This is a genomic window from Gemmatimonadota bacterium (genome assembly GCA_009838845.1).
In the GTDB taxonomy this organism is placed as follows: Bacteria; Latescibacterota; UBA2968; order UBA2968; family UBA2968; genus VXRD01.
Window position 1 is genome coordinate 1 of record VXRD01000153.1, and the last position, 18047, is coordinate 18047.

Annotated in this window: 13 protein-coding genes; all 13 read left to right on the top strand. The window is 53.1% G+C overall.

Features of this window, described 5'->3' with window-relative positions; translation table 11 throughout:
- A partial coding sequence (locus F4Y39_21445; protein MYC16299.1) for a CRTAC1 family protein occupies positions 1 to 738 on the top strand: 738 nt, incomplete at its 5' end.
- Positions 739 to 760: 22 nt separating this feature from the next.
- Positions 761 to 2065, top strand: a complete 1305-nt coding sequence (locus F4Y39_21450; protein MYC16300.1) for a PQQ-binding-like beta-propeller repeat protein — start codon at positions 761 to 763, stop codon at positions 2063 to 2065.
- Between the two features lie 25 nt (positions 2066 to 2090).
- On the top strand, positions 2091 to 3053 hold the full coding sequence (locus F4Y39_21455; protein MYC16301.1) for a hypothetical protein: 963 nt from the start codon (positions 2091 to 2093) through the stop codon (positions 3051 to 3053).
- A gap of 5 nt (positions 3054 to 3058) precedes the next feature.
- Positions 3059 to 5221 (top strand): redoxin domain-containing protein, encoded by a 2163-nt coding sequence (locus tag F4Y39_21460; protein MYC16302.1) that lies wholly within the window; start codon positions 3059 to 3061, stop codon positions 5219 to 5221.
- Positions 5222 to 7168, top strand: coding sequence for a hypothetical protein (locus F4Y39_21465; GenBank protein ID MYC16303.1), 1947 nt, complete (start codon positions 5222 to 5224; stop codon positions 7166 to 7168).
- Between the two features lie 74 nt (positions 7169 to 7242).
- Positions 7243 to 9231, top strand: coding sequence for a hypothetical protein (locus F4Y39_21470; protein MYC16304.1), 1989 nt, complete (start codon positions 7243 to 7245; stop codon positions 9229 to 9231).
- On the top strand, positions 9224 to 12547 hold the full coding sequence (locus F4Y39_21475; protein MYC16305.1) for a tetratricopeptide repeat protein: 3324 nt from the start codon (positions 9224 to 9226) through the stop codon (positions 12545 to 12547). Before F4Y39_21470 ends, F4Y39_21475 begins: the two co-directional genes overlap by 8 nt.
- Before the next feature lie 11 nt (positions 12548 to 12558).
- A complete protein-coding gene (locus tag F4Y39_21480; protein MYC16306.1) occupies positions 12559 to 14346 on the top strand; it encodes a CRTAC1 family protein in 1788 nt (595 codons plus the stop codon).
- 1 nt (position 14347) lies between these two features.
- Positions 14348 to 15163, top strand: coding sequence for a hypothetical protein (locus F4Y39_21485; GenBank protein ID MYC16307.1), 816 nt, complete (start codon positions 14348 to 14350; stop codon positions 15161 to 15163).
- Positions 15164 to 15177: 14 nt separating this feature from the next.
- Positions 15178 to 15909, top strand: a complete 732-nt coding sequence (locus F4Y39_21490; protein MYC16308.1) for a sulfite exporter TauE/SafE family protein — start codon at positions 15178 to 15180, stop codon at positions 15907 to 15909.
- Between the two features lie 8 nt (positions 15910 to 15917).
- The gene (locus tag F4Y39_21495; GenBank protein MYC16309.1) at positions 15918 to 16460 is read left to right on the top strand and encodes a CDP-alcohol phosphatidyltransferase family protein; all 543 of its coding nucleotides are present in this window, start codon (positions 15918 to 15920) and stop codon (positions 16458 to 16460) included.
- A gap of 10 nt (positions 16461 to 16470) precedes the next feature.
- On the top strand, positions 16471 to 17145 hold the full coding sequence (locus F4Y39_21500) for a glycosyltransferase (GenBank protein ID MYC16310.1): 675 nt from the start codon (positions 16471 to 16473) through the stop codon (positions 17143 to 17145).
- The gene (locus F4Y39_21505; GenBank protein ID MYC16311.1) at positions 17022 to 18047 is read left to right on the top strand and encodes an aldo/keto reductase; all 1026 of its coding nucleotides are present in this window, start codon (positions 17022 to 17024) and stop codon (positions 18045 to 18047) included. Before F4Y39_21500 ends, F4Y39_21505 begins: the two co-directional genes overlap by 124 nt.

Sequence of the window (18047 nt, forward strand, 5' to 3'; positions counted from 1 at the left end):
GATGTGGGGGATGTAGATGGGGATGGGCGATCAGATATTTTTGTGACGAATTTTTCCTACGAGACCAATGCAATTTATCAGCGTGCGGGGGGCGGGTTTTTTATGGAGGGAAGTGTGCCAACCGGAATTGCCGGGGTGTCTTTGCTGCCTCTGGGATTTGGCACGCATTTTTTTGATTATGACAACGATGGCGATCTGGATCTGTTTGTGGCAAATGGGCATATTTTCCCGAATGTGCAGGCGTTTTCCAGGGCGGAGTCCTATTTACAGGCGGATCAAATATTTCGCAATGTAGATGGGCGATTTGAGGTGGTCAATGCAGGCGTTGAAATGCCGGGAGTGAGTCGCGGGTCGGCGATTGGCGATCTGGATGGGGATGGTGATCTGGATCTGGTGGTACTGCATTCGGGGCAGCGTGCACGGGTGTTCCGCAACGAAGGTGGGCCTTCGGGACACTGGATCGTTGTAAAACTGGTGGGGGGTATGCAGCAGATGAGACAGGGGTTTTCAAATAGGGATGGGATTGGGGCAGTGGTGCATGTGAGCGCGGGGGGAGAGATTCAGGTGCGCGAGGTTCGAAGTCAGTCGAGCTATTTGTCGGCGAGCGATTTTCGGCTGCATTTTGGGCTGGGCAATGCGCGTCGCGTGGATCGAATTGAGGTGCGCTGGGTGAGTGGGCGCGTGCAGGTGTTGGAAGATGTTGGGATAGATCGCGTTGTGGTTGTGGAAGAAAATTGATGTATTTAACAGGAGGCCGAGTATGGGTGAAGCACAGAGAGATGCGCGGTTGCTGTGGGAACTGGATGTGGACGGTGTTGGCGGGCAGATGGTTGTGGCGGATGTGAATGGCGATGGAAAGCAGGAGTTTTTGTTGCGGCAGAGTCCAGGGCAGTTGAAGTCGGATCTCTATATTGAGCGGGGATGGAATACGGACGAGGAACGGCGTTTGTTCTGTATTACGGCGATTGACCAGGAGGGCAATCAGCTGTGGCAGGTGGGCGAGCCGCATCGGGGGGCAGATCCGTACTGCGCGCATGGGGGCAATGATTTTCTTACTGCTGATGTGGATGGCGATGGGAAGGCGGAGGTGGTTTCAATTGTGTGGGATGTGCTGACGGTTTTTGACGGGGAAACGGGCGAGGTGCAGGCGGAGAAGAAGTTGCCAGCAGATAATTTTTCCCAGGTGAAGGCCGGGAATTTGAAGGGCGATCCGACGCGGCAGCAACTCGTGGTGAAGGTCAATGATGGTGCTTATCCGCCTTATGAATACGGCAACCCGACTTATGTTCTGGATAGCGATTTGTCGGAGTTGTGGATGACGCCGCATTATCACGGGGCAGGGCATGCGCCGGTGTTGATCGATGTGGATGGCGATGGGTGCGACGAGATGTTGATCGGTTATAATCTGGTGGATAGCGACGGGACTTTGTTGTGGTCGATTCCAGTGGAGAATGCCACGAAAGAGCATGCGGACAATATCAATCCGGTGGATCTCAATGGGGATGGCGAGATTGAGATTGCGTATTCGGGTAGCAAGGATTTTTTTGTGGCGAATACGCAGGGCGAGGTGATATGGAGACGCCCTCATGAGCATTCGCAGAATACGACGGTGGGGCGTTTTCGCAGTGATATAGATGGGCAGACGATGATTTTGAACGAAAAGTGGATTGGGATGACGTGTTATACGCCCGATGGACAGGCGCTGTGGCAAAAATCCGGTGTGGGATACGCACAACACACTGTGCGCGGTTGGCGAGATGACGGACTGGATCTGGTGATTTATGCCCCGGCCTTGAAGAAGCAACAGGAGGATGTGCCTTATGATAGTGAGCCAGAAGATACACATCTTTACTGGCCGTTTTTGATGGATGGAGACGGCAATCGGGTGATGGAATTTCCCTTTCGAGAGGATTTCAAACAGCCCAAACAGCGCATTCGGGGATTTCGGGCTTATGATTATGGGATCGGATATGGCGCGATGGTGTTAGATCTGGATGGGGATGGAAGAGATGAGGTGCTGATTTACGACCGGCAGAAGATTCTGGCATTTGGCGTGCCAGCATAAGCACTAATCATGTAGGAGGTGTGCTGTGAGGAATCAGTGGATATTATATCTTCTGTTTTTTTCTCTGCTTCATTGTGCGGGGAACACCGATCTGCTGGATTCCGATTATTCAACTGTTGAGGGCCGCATTGCGTTTGTGGGACCGGGAGATTTTACATCATTCAAAATTTTTGTGATGCGTCCCGATGGCAAGGGGGTGATGAGGCTTACGAGCGAGCAGGGGGGCTATACCAATCCCTCCTGGTCTCCGAATGCGCGGCGCATTGCATTTGCTTCAAACCGGGATGCCGTGGGAAATTACGCTATTTATATTTTTAACCTGGAGGATGGGGACATACAGAAGGTGGTCGATTTGCCCGGTCCCGATCTCGGTCCAGTCTGGTCTCCCGATGGTGAAAAGATCGCTTTTCAGGCGAGGAAGGATAATGGGGATAGATGGGATATCTACGCGGTCAACCTCGATGGGACAGGATTGCAAAATCTGACAAATTCTCCCAGTAGTGATGAAGCGCCGGCCTGGTCACCCGATGGACGCAGGATTGCCTTTCAATCGCGTCAAGGAAACAATATCGACATTTTGATCATGGATGCAGATGGTTCTAACCGCGTCAGGCTTACGGATTTCAATGGTGTTCAGAATATTCACCCGGCCTGGTCGCCAGATGGAAAGCATATTGCATTTGTATCAAATCGGCATCAACCACAGGTGCGGAATCAGTTTCCGGAATGTGAGATTTATACTATGGATTCCGACGGGACTATGGTGCGACGGTTGACCCGGGGTGCGAGTCCCACAGTGGCTTTTTTTTCTCCTACATGGTCTCCCGACGGTCAAAGGATTGCTTTTGAAGTGCGGCGAACCCACGAGAGCCAGGGTGGCCTGGAACACAGGTTGATGATGATAAATGCCGATGGTACAGATTTGCATGAAGTTTCTGTGGATATGGAGGTCTCTGCGCCTCGCTGGTCGCCGAGGCAAACCGAGTAGCGGTGATGGTGTTCGGAAGTCAATCAAGGAGGTGTGCTATGATGAATCGATGGGTCCTATATCTTCTATTTCTTTGTTTGTGTCCAATTCCCATTCAAGGGCAAGATACAGCAGAAGAGGCGATTGAGAGGTTGAGATCTCTGCGAATGATACGGAATGCTAAAGATGGATATGTTGAGGGGAAAAAGCTGGTCGAACGGTTTCCGGATAATTTGCATCTGCGTGCATGGTTTATCCATCACATGGCTGTGGAGAACACAGAGGAAGCAGTTGCCGCTGCTGAGGAGATGGTCACGTCTCCTGAAAATAGCGCGTGGGGTTGGGTCGCGCTTGCGAGCGCACTTGATCGACTTGGTAAAGAGCGCAGGGATGAGGCGCTTTTAGCCAGTGAAAAAGCCATGGAGATGTTACCCGACCATGCGGATGTCATCAATACAAGAGCAGATGTGCTGTATGGAAGCAATAAAGAGAATGCGATTACCTTTGTGGATGAGTATAAAACGCGAGTCGAGAATCCAGCCAGGCTTCTGGTCGTTAAGGGGAATGCCCTGTACTATACTTCTAATAGGGGCAAAAACACTGAAAGGTTCGAGGCTTGCCTGAAGGCATTTGCAGAAGCGCGCCAAGCCGATCCAGGCAATGCAAATGGCTATTTTCGACCGGCTTATTATCTGTATTTGGTGGGTCGTTATGATGAAGCTTATCCGCTATACCAGAAAGCAGCCCAATTGGCATCCACAGATGTAAAAGTACATCTGTGGTTCTGGCGAGCGATTGAGCGACTTAAAAACAAGCCCATAGCAGAGAAAATCGCAGAGATTGAGGCTGATGCCGATGCGTTTATAAACGCGAGTGGGGGAGATGCGGCTTCTCTGTTGACACTGTACAGTGTCTATATGAGGCTGGAAGCCAAAGAAAAGGCAAAAATGGTCGGGGATCGCATCCTCAGCAGCCATGGCGAAAGTGCGGAGGCAGAGGCGGTGTTGATGGATCGCTATGATGCGATGCGGGATGCCGCTGGTGAAGAGGGTTTCCAGGATCCCGAGCAAGAGGAGACGTATCGGAACCTGTTGCGGGCATTTATCGCGCGGCCTCGACACTACGATAAAAGGTCGCTGGGATATGCGTATCTGAACCTTTTCTTTTCTATTGGAGAAGATTCTACAATATCGGCGAAAGAAATTCTGGATGTGGTGCAGGGTATGATTAAATATGAGAATGCCAATCTGCACATTACATTTCCAATGGGTGCAATCATACTGGCAGAACGCACGCCGTATTATCGAGAGGCTGAACAGATTGCCCGAGATGGTGTTGTGGCAGTAAAGGAAAGATTCCAGAGGAAGTACTTCGACTCAGAGGAAAAGTATCAACGGACCATAAAAGGGATGACCGGGTTGATGGCCGATGCCCTCGGCTGGGTGTTTTTTCAGGAAGGGCGTTTGGAAGATGCCGAACGAGAATTGATGCGGGCCTATGAACTGGATCCCAAGAAGATGGAGACGATTTACCATTTGGGTCAGGTTTACGAGGCTATGGACAATTTCGATCAGGCGGAAATATTTTATAAAATGGGTATAGCCATCCCATCGTCGGGTAAAAATCCCAATGACCAGGCTCTAAAGTCACTCTATTTGAAACGACACGGAAGTTTAGAAGGATACGAAGATTACTTAAAACCTTTGAGAGCATCAGATCGAGAAATGCGAAAGCAGGAGGTTCTGTCTTCGCGGATTGAGGCTCCAGAGCCCGCGCTTGCGTTCAATTTGAAGACTCTAAAGGGCACGCAAGTATCACTGACTTCTTTGAAGGGCAAGATCGTGGCGATCAATTTCTGGGGGATATGGTGTAGCTGGTGCGTGGCAGAGATGCCGGAGTTTCAGAATTTGTACGAGCATTACAAGGACGATCCCGATGTGGCGATTTTGACGATTAATAATGATCGCAATCCCGAGTCAGTACCGCCGTGGATGGAGAAGAAGGGTTACACGTTTCCGGTTTTGCTCGATGATGGATATGTGAATAAAGCAGGTATTCAGGGCTTTCCCACGACCTGGTTTCTCAATCGGGAGGGTCAAATTGCATTTCTAAAGCGGGGATGGACAAAAGAATTGGAGGAGGAATTTGGCTGGCGGATTGAGGCGTTGAGGGGTATTGAGGTAAAATAAATGGGGCAGGTGCGAGACGATCGGTTTAAGGTTCGCGCGGTGGTACTGGGGGCGTTTTTTGTGGTGCTGGTGAGCGTTTGGGCTACCTATTCTGAGTTTATTGTGCGGGCCTCCCGGTTGAACATGAGTAATTTTGCGCTGGCCCTATTTGTCCCCTTTGTACTGTGTGCCCTGATTGTGAATCCGGTGCTCAAAGCGAAGAGACCCGAGTGGGCATTCGGGCGTTCGGATTTGCTGGTGGCGTTGACGATGGGGTTGGCCAGTGCAGTGATTCCGGCGGCGGACGGACTACCGGGATATTTGTTGGGGATTCTTGCGGCGCCATTTTATTTTGCTACGCCGGAGAATGGGTGGGCACCTTATCTGCACAATCATATCAGACCGTGGATGGCGCCCTCGGAAGACCGGCAGGCGATGACATGGTTTTTTGAGGGATTACCACCCGGACAGGCTGTGCCGTGGGGAGAGTGGGTTTTGCCACTGTTCTGGTGGTTGAGTTTTATCGGTGCAGCGGCGTGTGTATCGATTTGTCTGGCGGTTTTGTTGCGGCGGCAGTGGGTGGATCACGAGCGATTGGTCTATCCGCTGGCGAATGTGGCGGTGGATCTGGTCTCGGCGCCAAAACACGGGATACGGATGATTGGGGGAAGGCTATTCTGGGCAGGGGCTATGACGGGATTTGGGATGATTGCCTGGAATATCCTGTCGTATTTTTCTCCTGGGGCACCCAGATTTCCCACGGGCAGTTACCGGTCTGGAACGTCACTACCACTGGGCCGCAGTTTCCCTGGAATCCGGATCAAACTCAATCTGTTTACGATCGGGTTTGTGTATTTTGCCAATCTGGAAGTGTTGTTTAGCGTCTGGTTTTTTTATGTGTTGAATGTATTCCAGGTGGGTATCTTAAGACGGCTGGGATTTGATTTGAATATCTCCGACAGTTGGGGCTCGTCATACGAGGTGGCTGGCTGGGAGGGATTCGGGGCGTTGACCGTATTTGTGGGCTGGGGATTGTGGATGGCCCGGAGGCACTTTTACGCCGCATTCCGCAGTGCTTTTAGAGGGGATCGGAACGCCGGAGATTCGGACGAGATGATGGGTTACAGGGCGGCGGTATGGGGGATGTTTATAGGACTGGGGTATCTGGTGTTGTGGCTACACGCGGCGGGGATGGCCTATGGTGCAGCCATTTTGTGTGTTTTAGCAACGCTGGTGACGTATGTGGGAGTAGCCAAGATCGTGGCGGAGACAGGGCTGATTTATGTGCGCACCCCGCTGAGCGGTCAGGCTTTTACGATGGCTACTCTGGGTACGCGCACCCTGTCGGGGGCGACGATGACGGCATTGGCATTTTCCTATGCGCTGGTTTCCTACCGGGGACTGTTTATGCCCGGGTTGGTACACGGAGCCCGGCTGGCAGATTTTGTGCGTGGCAACCGGCGCCTTCTGCTCTGGGCCGTGATATTTGGCCTGGCGCTGAGTGCAATGGTATCGATTGCATTAACGCTTCACCTGGCATACGTCCACGGAGCCTATCATTTTGATGTGTGGCCCTATCGAAGTGGAAACAAAGCGGCGTTTAATGCGGCAGTTGCCAAGATGAAGACACCACAGGGTACGGACAGTATTCGACTGATGCTGTTCGGTATCGGTGCCGCGCTGATGGGACTGCTGAGTTTTTTGCGTTACCGGTTTCCGAGGTGGCCGCTTCACCCGATCGGGCTGACCATTCCCGGCACTAATTTTACACGAGAACTGGCGTTTTCGGCCTTTCTGGTTTGGGCGATCAAGGGGTTGTTGCTGAAGGGAGGGGGGATGGTGTTGTACCGCCAGTGGCAGCCTTTTTTTATAGGTCTGTTGGTTGGATATGCCCTAGCAGTAACGCTGTCTTTTGTGGTAGATATGGTCTGGTTTCCGGGACAGGGGCATGTGGTGCATGTATTTTGAGTTCGGGTTTATTGATGGTATGATAAGATATATCGCGTCGATGTAATTTCCAATTTTTTAACCGGGAGGAAGACATGGCAAGCAATGAACAATTGCTGGCAGAGATTGACCTGGCGGGATGTCCGCTGGGGACGGTGCTGGATAAGACAGAACCGGATCAGAGTATCGAGGAGCAGTATTTCAATGGCTGGGGAAATGCGCTGGTCGCGCCCCCCAAGTGGAATATGCTGAGTAACTATCGGGTGGTGAAAGATGGGGACACAGAGGTGTTGGAGCACACTGCCAAGTCGGATCGGTGCCTGATAACGGGTGAGCCGCTGTGGGGGGATTACACGGTGGAAGCGCAGGTGCGACAGTTGAACGCATATACCCAGCCGGGCAATGACGATCCCCATGCGATTGTCGCCCGGTCGGGGGTTATGGTGCGGTATCAGGATTTGAGGCGGTATTATTATTTTTGTATGGAAGGGTTTGACCGGTTTGTGCTCTATCGGAGAGAAGACGAGGCCTGGACGATGCTGGCGGATCTTCCCAATGGATTTGATAGGGGAGAATATTACACGCTAAAAGTGGTGTGTGAGGGCGAGCGGTTTGCGTGTTATGTGAATGGGGAGCAGGCATTTGTAGCGTATGACGATCGCTTTCCAACGGGGAAAGTAGGCGTGCGTACAAATACGCGGAGTCGCATGCGCGCGGTGCGCGTCACAACGGGTGCATCTGCCAATGCCGCGTATGTGAGTCGGTTGGACGCCTATGAAAGAGAAGTGGCAGGGGAGGCGGAGAAGTATCCGAAGCCCGTGCTGTGGAAGCGGATTGATATCGGCGAGTTCTGGCCGTGTGAGGCCCGATACGGCGATTTTAGAGGGGCGGGACAAAAGGAAATTGTATTGCAAAAGGAGACGGATGAAGGCGTGCGCGTCGTGTGCCTGAATTTTGATGGGGAAGTACAATACGATCGGAATTTTCCCGCTGCAAAAGGGCTGCAGAGGTCTGTGGTTCACGATCTGGATGGGGATGGAGTGGAAGATTTTATCGGTATTGAGGATGACAGGTTAAAGCTGGTGAGCGGAAAGTCGGGTGAGGTGACGGCGGAAACAGAACTGCCGAGGACGGGACCGTATCGGGGATACAGGAATGCGAGCATGGGAGATGTTTTGCATTCGCTCCGGGTGATCTGGCCGTGTAAAATTAGAAAGACGGAGAAGGCACAGGATTTGATTTTGCGAGATGGGGATGGCGCGGGCACAGGGTATTCGATCTGGGCATTTGACGAAAATTTGAATTTGCGCTGGCGACAGGATGCGCACAATGCGTGGTACGGGATGTATATCTGGTTTTACGATGTGGATGGCGACGGGCGGGATGAAATTTTGCCAGGTTACGATCTGTACGATGGGGATGGCAACCATCTCTGGACAATGGAGGGTTCGGAGTACATCGAGGATTCCGGTGGTGCAGGGCATATTGACCACGCTTCTTTTGGGGAATTGGATGGGGATGAGAGCAATGGGCCAGAGGTCGGGATTGCGGGGAGCGATCCGGGATTTTTCCTGGTGGATGCGCGGGATGGCTCTTTGTTGAGTCACCTCCGCTATGGGCATGTGCAGGGGATTTACGCGGGGAATTTTAGACCCGATTTGCCGGGGTTGGAGATGTGGATGGGTGATCGGTGGGGGACTTATGGGATTATGAATCTGGTGAGTGGGCAGGGAGATCCGCTGTCCCGGATGGAGCCGGATAACATGAGCCAGGGGGGACCGGCTGTGAATTGGGCAGGCGACGGGCAAGAGTTGTTGTTTATCAGTACCAGCGCGGAATCATTCGGGTTTTACGATGCAGAGTGTCGCAAGGTGATCAAACCCGTGTGCGAGGGCGTGCCATTCGATTGGGCAGGCGGGGTTGTGGAAGATGTGGTGGGAGATTCGAGGGATGAGATTACGTATGTGCACGAGGGTGCCATTTATATTCTGACTCAGGATACGCCTTATAAGGGGGATAGGATCTACGCGCCTGAGCGGCGGATGGATATTTCGATACCGGGATGGAAGGAGCACGATGCTTGATATTCGTCGCACGATCGGGTTATTGATGGTGTTGAGTTTTGGATGCGGAGACGAGGAGATGGCTACGCCATCCCCGGATTATGTCTCCGCATTCTATACGGGTGTGTTCGCGCTGGAGGTGGGGGCTTTTGACCGGGCGGATGCCAGTTTGAGCCGTGCTCTTATAATGGAACCCGATGAGCCAGCTGCGTGGGCAAATCGCGGGGTGTTGCGGTTGCGGCGCGGGGATTACGAGGGGGCTGCAAAAGACCTGGAGACAGCGCGTTCACTGATGCCCGAAAGTGGCGATATTGTGATGTTACAGGGACTGGTCGAGCGCAGTAGAGGACAATCCGATGCTGCTATCGCGTTTTTCGAGGAAGCGGCGCAACAGGGGCTTGTAAAGGCGCGATACGCACTGATGAAGGAGGTCGAGCGACGGGGAGGAGCAGGGAGCGAGGACGAGGTCTGGGCACAGTTGGAGGTATTGATCAGACAGGTGCCGGATAATCCCGCGTTGTGGCTGGAGCGGGCGAGGCAGGCGGGCAAACGGGATGATGAAGAGGCTCTGCGCGCATCGGTGGAGAAGTTGGGAGAGTGGGCGGAAGGTTGGCCGGATGCGGCGCGGGTGCAGTTGCGCGGCTTGCAGGGCGAGATGGAAGGGGGGAGTGAGGTAGCAGTGCAAGCGATGTTTTTGCACAATGTGTTGTTGCGCGATCCGATGTATCGGCGCGCTCTGGATGCGCTGATTGTGCCGGCTGAACGCCTGGGAGATCCCATAGTTGAATTTTTGAAGTTCAATGCGCCTCAGGCTATGCCAGCGCCTGCGGATTTAGACATGCACTTTGAACCCGAACCCGTTGTGGGTCTGGAGGGAAGTGATTGGCAGGTGCTCAAGCCTTTTTGGTCGAAAGAAGAGGTAGGGGTGGTTGCGGCGAGTGCTTCTCAAGTGTGGGGGGCGGAGGGGATTGCGCTCGATTTTCCAGATGTGTCGGAGATGGGTGGGATGCTGGCAGTTGATTGGAATAACGATTTTGCGTTAGATCTGGCGCTGGTGGGGGCAGAGGGTTTTCGATTGTTCCGACGTAATGGAGATGGCGGAATTGAGGACGTGACTGATTCCATCGGGTTGGACGGAGAAGAGATAGCTGGCGTGTGGGGAGCAGATGTAGAGATGGATGGGGATGTCGATTTCGTATTGGGACGTTCTACAGGACCGCCTCTCGTGTTGCAAAACAATGGGGATGGTTCGTTTGTGGCGCGAGAACTTTTCGGTAATGTAGATGGATTGAGGGGATTTGTGTGGGTAGATTGCGATGGGGATGGCGATCCCGATGCGGCGATGCTGGATCGGGAAGGGCAGTTGATCGAGGCGATTAACGAGCGGGCGGGTGTATTTACGCCGGGGGCGAAGAAGGCGGTGAATGGGGTTGCCCTGAGTGCGGGAGATCTGGATCGAGACGGGCGCTTAGAGCGCGTGGTTGTAGATCGAGATGGCGCTGTGATGGCTGTGTCGCAAGGGGAGATGCGCACGCTGATTCAGGCTGATTCAACCGCTGGTCCTGCTTCGCTTCTCATAGCGGATCTGGATAATAATGGCGCGCTGGATCTGGTGTTTGGCAAACGCGCCTTTCTGGCGTCGGAAGAGGCTTACCATGCTCTGGACCTGCAAGCGCGCGTGACTGGTGTGGCGGATTTGACGGGCGATGGTCGGCTCGATTTGCTGGGTATTTCGGATGCAGACGAGGCACTGCAACTGGTGAATCGAGGTAATTTGGCGTATCATTGGCAGGCGATTCGTCCCGTGGGCGGTAGGGCTTTTGGCGATGGGCGGATCAATGCACTGGGTCTGGGTGCAGAAGTGGAATTGCGTTCGGGTGCGTTCTATCAGAAGCAAGTGGTGACGGATCCGGTGGTGCATTTTGGGTTGGGGACTTATACGGGGGCAGATCTCGTGCGGATTGTGTGGCCCAATGGGATGCCTCAGGTGGAGTTCGATCTGGAGGTGGATCAGGTGGCGCGTGCTGTACAGCGGTTGAAGGGGTCGTGCCCCTGGGTGTTTGCGCACAATGGGTCGGAGATGGTATTTGTAACGGATTTTCTGTGGCGGTCACCTCTGGGGATGCGGATCAATGCCCAGGTGGTTGCGGGTATTGATCAGACGGAAGATTGGGTGAAGGTTAGAGGCGATCAACTAATTGCACAAAATGGGGTGTACGATATACGGATTACGGGTGAACTGTGGGAGACACATTTTGTCGATTGGGTGTCTCTCGTTGCAGTTGATCACCCCGAGGGGACGGCGATTTTTGTGGATGAGCGTTTTGCCCGGGTCGTGCCATCGCTTGAGATTTACGCGACTACGCAGCCCCAGTCATTTGCTGTTGTGAAAGATGATCGGGGGCGCGATGTGACCGATAGGGTACGGGCGCGGGATGGACAGTATGTGGATACTTTTGGGCGGGGTATTTATCAAGGGGTGACGCGAGAACACTATGTGGAGGTGGCGGTGGGAGACGAAGTGCCCAGAGAAGGACCTTTGTGGCTGGTCGGTCAGGGATGGATTCATCCGACGGATAGTTCGATCAATGTGGCGCTGGGGCAGGGTAGCCATCCGCCACCCCAGGGCCTTTCGCTACATGTATTTGATGGGACTGATTGGCGCGTCGTGCATCCAGATCTGGGGTTTCCAGCCGGAAAGCGCAAGACGGTATTGATTGATCTGAGTGGCGTTTTTCCGCGAGACGTTCCCCGAAAATTTAGATTACAGACCAATCTGGAGATTTATTGGGATCGTTTGGCGTGGGCCGTGCCGCTTGAAGACAGTGTGATGACGGTTCAATCTGTGCCTTTGGCGCGTGCGCAGTTGCGTTATCGCGGGTTTTCACAGGTGGCGGAGGCAGATGCGAGTTCGCCCGAGGTGCCGGATTATCACGCGCTTGGCGGGACTTCTCAGATGTGGCGAGATCTCGTGGGATATTACACGCGATATGGCGATGTAGAGCCATTGCTGACACAGGTCGATGACCGATATGCGATTGTGAATGCGGGAGATGAAATCCAGTTGCTGTTTGTGGCTTTGCCCGATCCTGGTGAACTGGTGCGGGACTTTGTTTTGAAAGGCGATGGGTGGGTTAAGGATGGCGATTATAATACGGCTTTTTCAACGACGGTGTTGCCCTTGCCTGCGCATGGAGTTTTGTCTTATGATCGCGTGCCTACAACACTTGAAGATGATCCGGTGTTTAAGCGCAATGCAGAGGACTGGCAGCGGTTTCACACGCGGTATGTGACGCCCGATTGGTTTGATCGCGCGCTGAGGAATGACAGACCATGAAAGACAGCGGGATAGAGGAGAGGCATCCCAATCGCGTCGTGCGGATTCTGGTGGTGCTGTTTTTTGGGCTATTGCTGGTAGCGCTGGGCGCGATGAAATGGGGGGGATGGCAGGTGGGGGAAATGGGTACTGATTTATCCTCTGTCAGCAGTGAACGATATGGATTCCATCTGAAGGAAGTTGGAAAACAGGTGGGGATCGATTTTGTACATGAAGCGCCTGTGCTGGATGCGAAACTGGATCATATTATGCCGATTATCGCGTCGATGGGCGCGGCAGTGTCGGTGGTGGATTACGACAGGGATGGCTGGCAGGATTTGTATGTGACCAGTAGTCGGAAGGGCAGTTTGAACCGGCTGTATCGCAATTTGGGAGGGATGGGTTTTGAAGATGTGGCTGCTGCAATGGGTGTGGCGGATGTGAATCGGGCGGGCGTGAGTATGGGGTCTGTGTGGGGTGATTACGACAACGATGGGTTCGAAGATTTGTTTTTGTACAAATGGGGTCGTCCCGAGTTGTTTCGCAATCGGGAGGGGGAGGGATTTGAGCGCGTGACGGAAACAGCGGGTTTGCCCAGGTGGATCAATGCAGGGAGTGCAATTTGGGTAGATTACGACTGCGATGGGTATCTGGATATTTTTGTGGCGGGTTACTGGCCCGAGTCCCTGAATTTGTGGGATTTGGAGTCCACGCGGATGATGCCGGAGAGTTTTGAATACGCGAATAATGGGGGGCGGAAGTATTTGTTGCGGAATTTGGGCGATGGGACATTTAAAGATGTGACAATGAAGGTCGGGATCGCGAGCAGGAGGTGGACACTGGCGGTGGGTGCGGCGGATTTGAACGGCTCGGGGTTTCCCGACCTATTTTTGTCCAATGATTACGGGATTTCCGAGTTGTATGTGAACGAGGGCGGAAAACGGTTTGTCGAGATGGGAGAGCAAGCCGGGGTGGGCCGCCAGCCAAAAAGTGGGATGAATGCCGCATTTGGCGATGTGCTGAATCGGGGAGATCTGGCAATTTACGAGACCAATATTTCTCAGGCTGGCGTTCTCATTCAGGGGAATAATTTGTGGGTGCCCCTGGGGGGCGAGACCTTGCGGTTTGAGAATTTGGCCGGGGCGATGGGCGTGGATCTGGGCGGGTGGAGTTTTGGCGCGCAGTTTGGAGATTTGAACAACGATGGGGCGCTGGATCTCGTTTTGACCAATGGGTATGTTTCGGCAGATGGAAATGGGAATTACTGGTACGATTTTTCTCAGGTGGCGGGCGGGCATAGCGCGATTATTTCTGATGCAAAAAACTGGCCGCCGATGCGGGGCAGGAGCTTGGCAGGCCATCAGACCAAGTGCGTTTGGGTGAACGACGGAGTGGGGCAATTTGTCGAGGTGGCACAGGCAGTGGGGGTTCGGGACCGATTCGACGGGCGCGCAGTGGCTCTGGTAGATCTGTGGAACCGGGGGGTGCTGGATGTGGTGGTGGCCAATCAGCGGGGACCGCTTTTGTTGTATCGCAATACAGTGCGGGCAGAGGCAAACTGGATTGGGTTCGATCTGGTTGGGCAGCAGAGCAATCGCAGTGCGATTGGGGCGCGGGTGCAGGTGTTCTGGAATGACGAGGTGCAGGTGCAGGAGGTGTTGGGCGGTAGTGGCTATGCCGCACAGAACCAGCGTCCGCTGCATTTTGGGTTAGGCGAGGGTGCGGCGGTTGATAGCATTGCAATACGCTGGCCGTCGGGACAGGTACAGATGTTTTACGCGCCCGAGGTGCGGCGGGTACATCGGATTTTAGAGAATTGAAATGGATCGAGTGAGCGGGTTCTGGAAGTCGGTCTGGGCGGGATTGCAAAGCCGCTATCTGTCACCGGCATTGATTACGTGCATTCTAATTGGAGGGCAGGTTACTTTTGGATTTTTGGAGAGTTTGGGGCAGACGCTGACAGCTATCCTGAGTAGCGTGCTGACGGAATTTGCACTGGGGCGATTGACGTGGGGGGTGTGGCCGGGGCTGGTCAGTGCGTATATTACCGGGATTAGTGTGGGGATTTTGATCCGCTCGCCTCTGTTTTGGCCTTATGTGTTGTGCAGTGTGTTGTCTATTGCATCTAAGTATGTGTTGCGATGGCGCGGCAGGCATTTGTGGAATCCGTCCAATTTTGGGGTGAGTATTATGCTGTTTCTCGCCCCTGAAGTGGTGGCGGGGTTGAGTATCCAGTGGGGCAATACCCTGTGGACAATGGTAATCATCTGGATTCTGGGAAGTGCTGCGCTCTGGCGATTGCGACGATTTCATATCTGCGCGGTATATGTTATTTCATTTTTGGCCTTTGCCCTCATCCGTTGCGCGTTTACCGGACAGGCGTATTTGACGAGTATTGCGCCGATTACAGGACCAATGTATCAGTTGTTCATTTTTTTTATGATTACAGACCCCAGAACGACTGTATTGACGCGAAAAGGACAGTGCTTTGTCGCGTTTCTGGTGGCTTTTGTCGAGATGATTTTGCGCTTGAATGAAGCGATTTACGCGCCGTTTTACGCGCTGTTTCTGGTGGGACCCGCGGCGAATGCGTTTGAGATATGGCGAGGGAAGGCGAAGGGAACTGCTGATGGCTAAAACAGGTGGATTTTTTGGATATAATTGATTTTGTGGTGTTGGGGGTTGGCGGTTTTTTGATTGGCGTGATGCGTGCGGGATTTGGCGGTGGCATTGGTGTGGTGGCTGTGCCTGTTCTCGCGCTCGCAGTGCCCGCAAAATCCGCGCTGGGGCTTGTTTTGCCACTTTCTCTGGCAACCGATGTGATCAGTGCGCGGTACTACTGGGGGCATTGGGTTGGAGACCATGTCAAGGCGTTGATGCCCGGCATGGTGCTGGGTATTTTGATTGGTGCAGGTATTCTGGATATTGTGCCAGAGGTCTGGTTTCGGCGCATGTTAGGCGCGCTGGCATGCATTTTTGCAGTGCTACAGGCCATGAGGGACCGGGTACTGGTGAATGTACGACCGCCGGGACCGTGGATGCGTTTTGGCGTTGGGGTGACTTTGGGGGCGGTTTCCACATTGGTTTCTGCGGGAGGCGTGATTTTGATGTTGTATTTGTTGCCACAGGGTCTGGTTGGGCGCACATTTGTGGGTACGGCGTGGATTTTTGGCATTGCTTTGAATCTTTTGAAGTTGACGCCTTATGTTTTTTTGGGATTGATCAATTTCCAGAGTTTGGTGATGGATGTGTGGATGCTACCGGCTTTGTTCTTGGGGGCTGCGGTCGGTTTGTTTTTGAATCGACGGTTGTCCCCAGTGTGGTTTAACCGCAGCGTGCTGGTTCTGGTGCTGGGAATTGGACTGAAATTGATGTTGTCGTGAGGTGTTGTATGGGAAGTACTGAACGAGATCGTTTCTGGACGCTGTCAAATGCCGTTAGTTTGTTGCGCGTGGTGCTGACTCTGCCCGCTGTGTGGCTTATTGCATTGGGGCCGGATTATGTATGGGAAGCATTCGGCGTGGTAGTGGTGATGATTGTCAGCGATTGGGTAGATGGGTGGCTCGCACGCTGGCGGGATGAAATTTCACAATGGGGTAAGATTCTCGATCCTCTGGCTGATAAAGTAGCTGTTGGTGCGATTACAATTGCCATGGTTGTGTTCAAAGATTTGCCCGTATGGCTGGTTGTGGTCGTTTTGTTGCGCGATGCAGTGATTTTTTTGGCGGGGATGTATCTGGTCAAGCGACACGATGTGTTGTTGTCTTCCAATTTTTGGGGTAAGGTCACTACGCTGGTGCTGAGTGGGTTGCTTTTGGCCTATTTGTGGGATGCCGATACGCTTAAGCCCGCGCTGATTGGTCTGAGTGTTGTGTCTCTCGTTGTTTCACTGATTAGTTATGGTCGGCAGTTTTATGATGTACTAAAAAAATAGCGGGGTCGATGTGCAGATCAGTGTGATTATTCCCGTTCTAAATGAAGAAGCTGTTATCGGCGCGTGTCTGGCACAGTTTTGCGGTGTTGAGGATGTGGAACTAATTGTGGTAGATGGTGGGAGTACGGATGACACGCAGGAAGTGGTTGAGGCGCTTGGTAGGGCACAATGGGTTCAGGTAGGGAAAGCAGGGCGGGCGCTGCAGATGAATGCTGGTGTGGAAAGGGCGACGGGCGATGTGTTTTTGTTTTTGCACGCCGATACATTTTTGCCCTCTGATGGGTTGATGTTGATACGCGACTCGTTGCGCGTATCCAGTGTGGTGGGCGGGCGATTTCGGCTCGAGTTGTCGGAGAAGACGATTGGTTTTCGGTTGGTTGCGTTTTTCAGCACATTGCGCTCCCGGTATTTGGGGATTACTTATGGTGACCAGGGTATTTATATTCGGCGAGAGACTTTTAATGCTGTGGGGGGATTTCCACCCTTGCAGTTGTTTGAGGATTCCGAATTTTGCGCGCGTGTGGCGCTTATGGGCAAATTTGTGATGCTCAATGCACGGGTATGCAGTTCCACACGGCGGTGGCGCAAGTGGGGCTTTGTTCGCACTGTGGTAGAGATGTGGGTGTTGCGTATTCTCTATGCGTGTTCCGTATCGGATGTCACGTTGAGTCGATGGTATCGGTGAATGAAATGGAATACAGAATATTTGGCAAGACGGGATGGGAGGTCAGTGAGATAGGGCTTGGTGGGTCGTGGTTCTACGGGCGTCCGGAGATGGGGCTAAAACCGGTGTCGCATGGCGTGGCGATAGTGGAACGGGCACTGGAATTGGGTGTGAATTATTTCGATACCGCGCCACTTTACGGGCGCGGGCGCAGCGAAGAGGTGCTGGGTGCCGCGCTGTCGGGGGTGCGAGAGCCGTATTATCTGGCGACAAAGGTGGGGTATTATCCCGAGCCATTTGACTATACACGCGATTCCGTATGGCGCGGTCTCGATGCGAGTTTGAAGCGGTTAAAACACGATCATGTGCACCTTTTGCAGGTGCACGAGGCCGAAAAAGCCGGGTGGCCCGGGTTATTTGATGTGGGTCGGACTATAGAGGCGTTGTTGGAAATACAGTCTCAGGGAATTTGTGACTATATTGGGCTGACGGGTTCTGATCTGGGTTTGATGTCCCGGGTGCTCAAAGAGACCGATGTTTTTGTTTCGGTGATTACGTTTTGCAAGTACGATTTGTTGACGCGAGAAGCAACAGAGGAGTTGGTTCCCACAGCAGCAGAAGAAGGCGTTGCCGTGATTTGCGCTTCGCCACTGCACGCGGGGTTGTTGGGTTCAAAACGGGATCAGTGGATGGCACAGGGGCGATTTGCCGATTTGTATGACGATCTAATACGGGTGGAGAAAATTGTTGAAGGTGTGGATGAACCTCTGACGCGCACGGCTTTGCGCTATTTGTTGTCGGACAATCGGGTGTCAATGTTGCTGTGCGGGGTATCGGATATCGATGAGTTAGAGGATTGTGTGAGTGTGTCGGATGGCGGGCAATTATCTGGAGAATTGATTGCAGAGATTGAGGGGGGATAG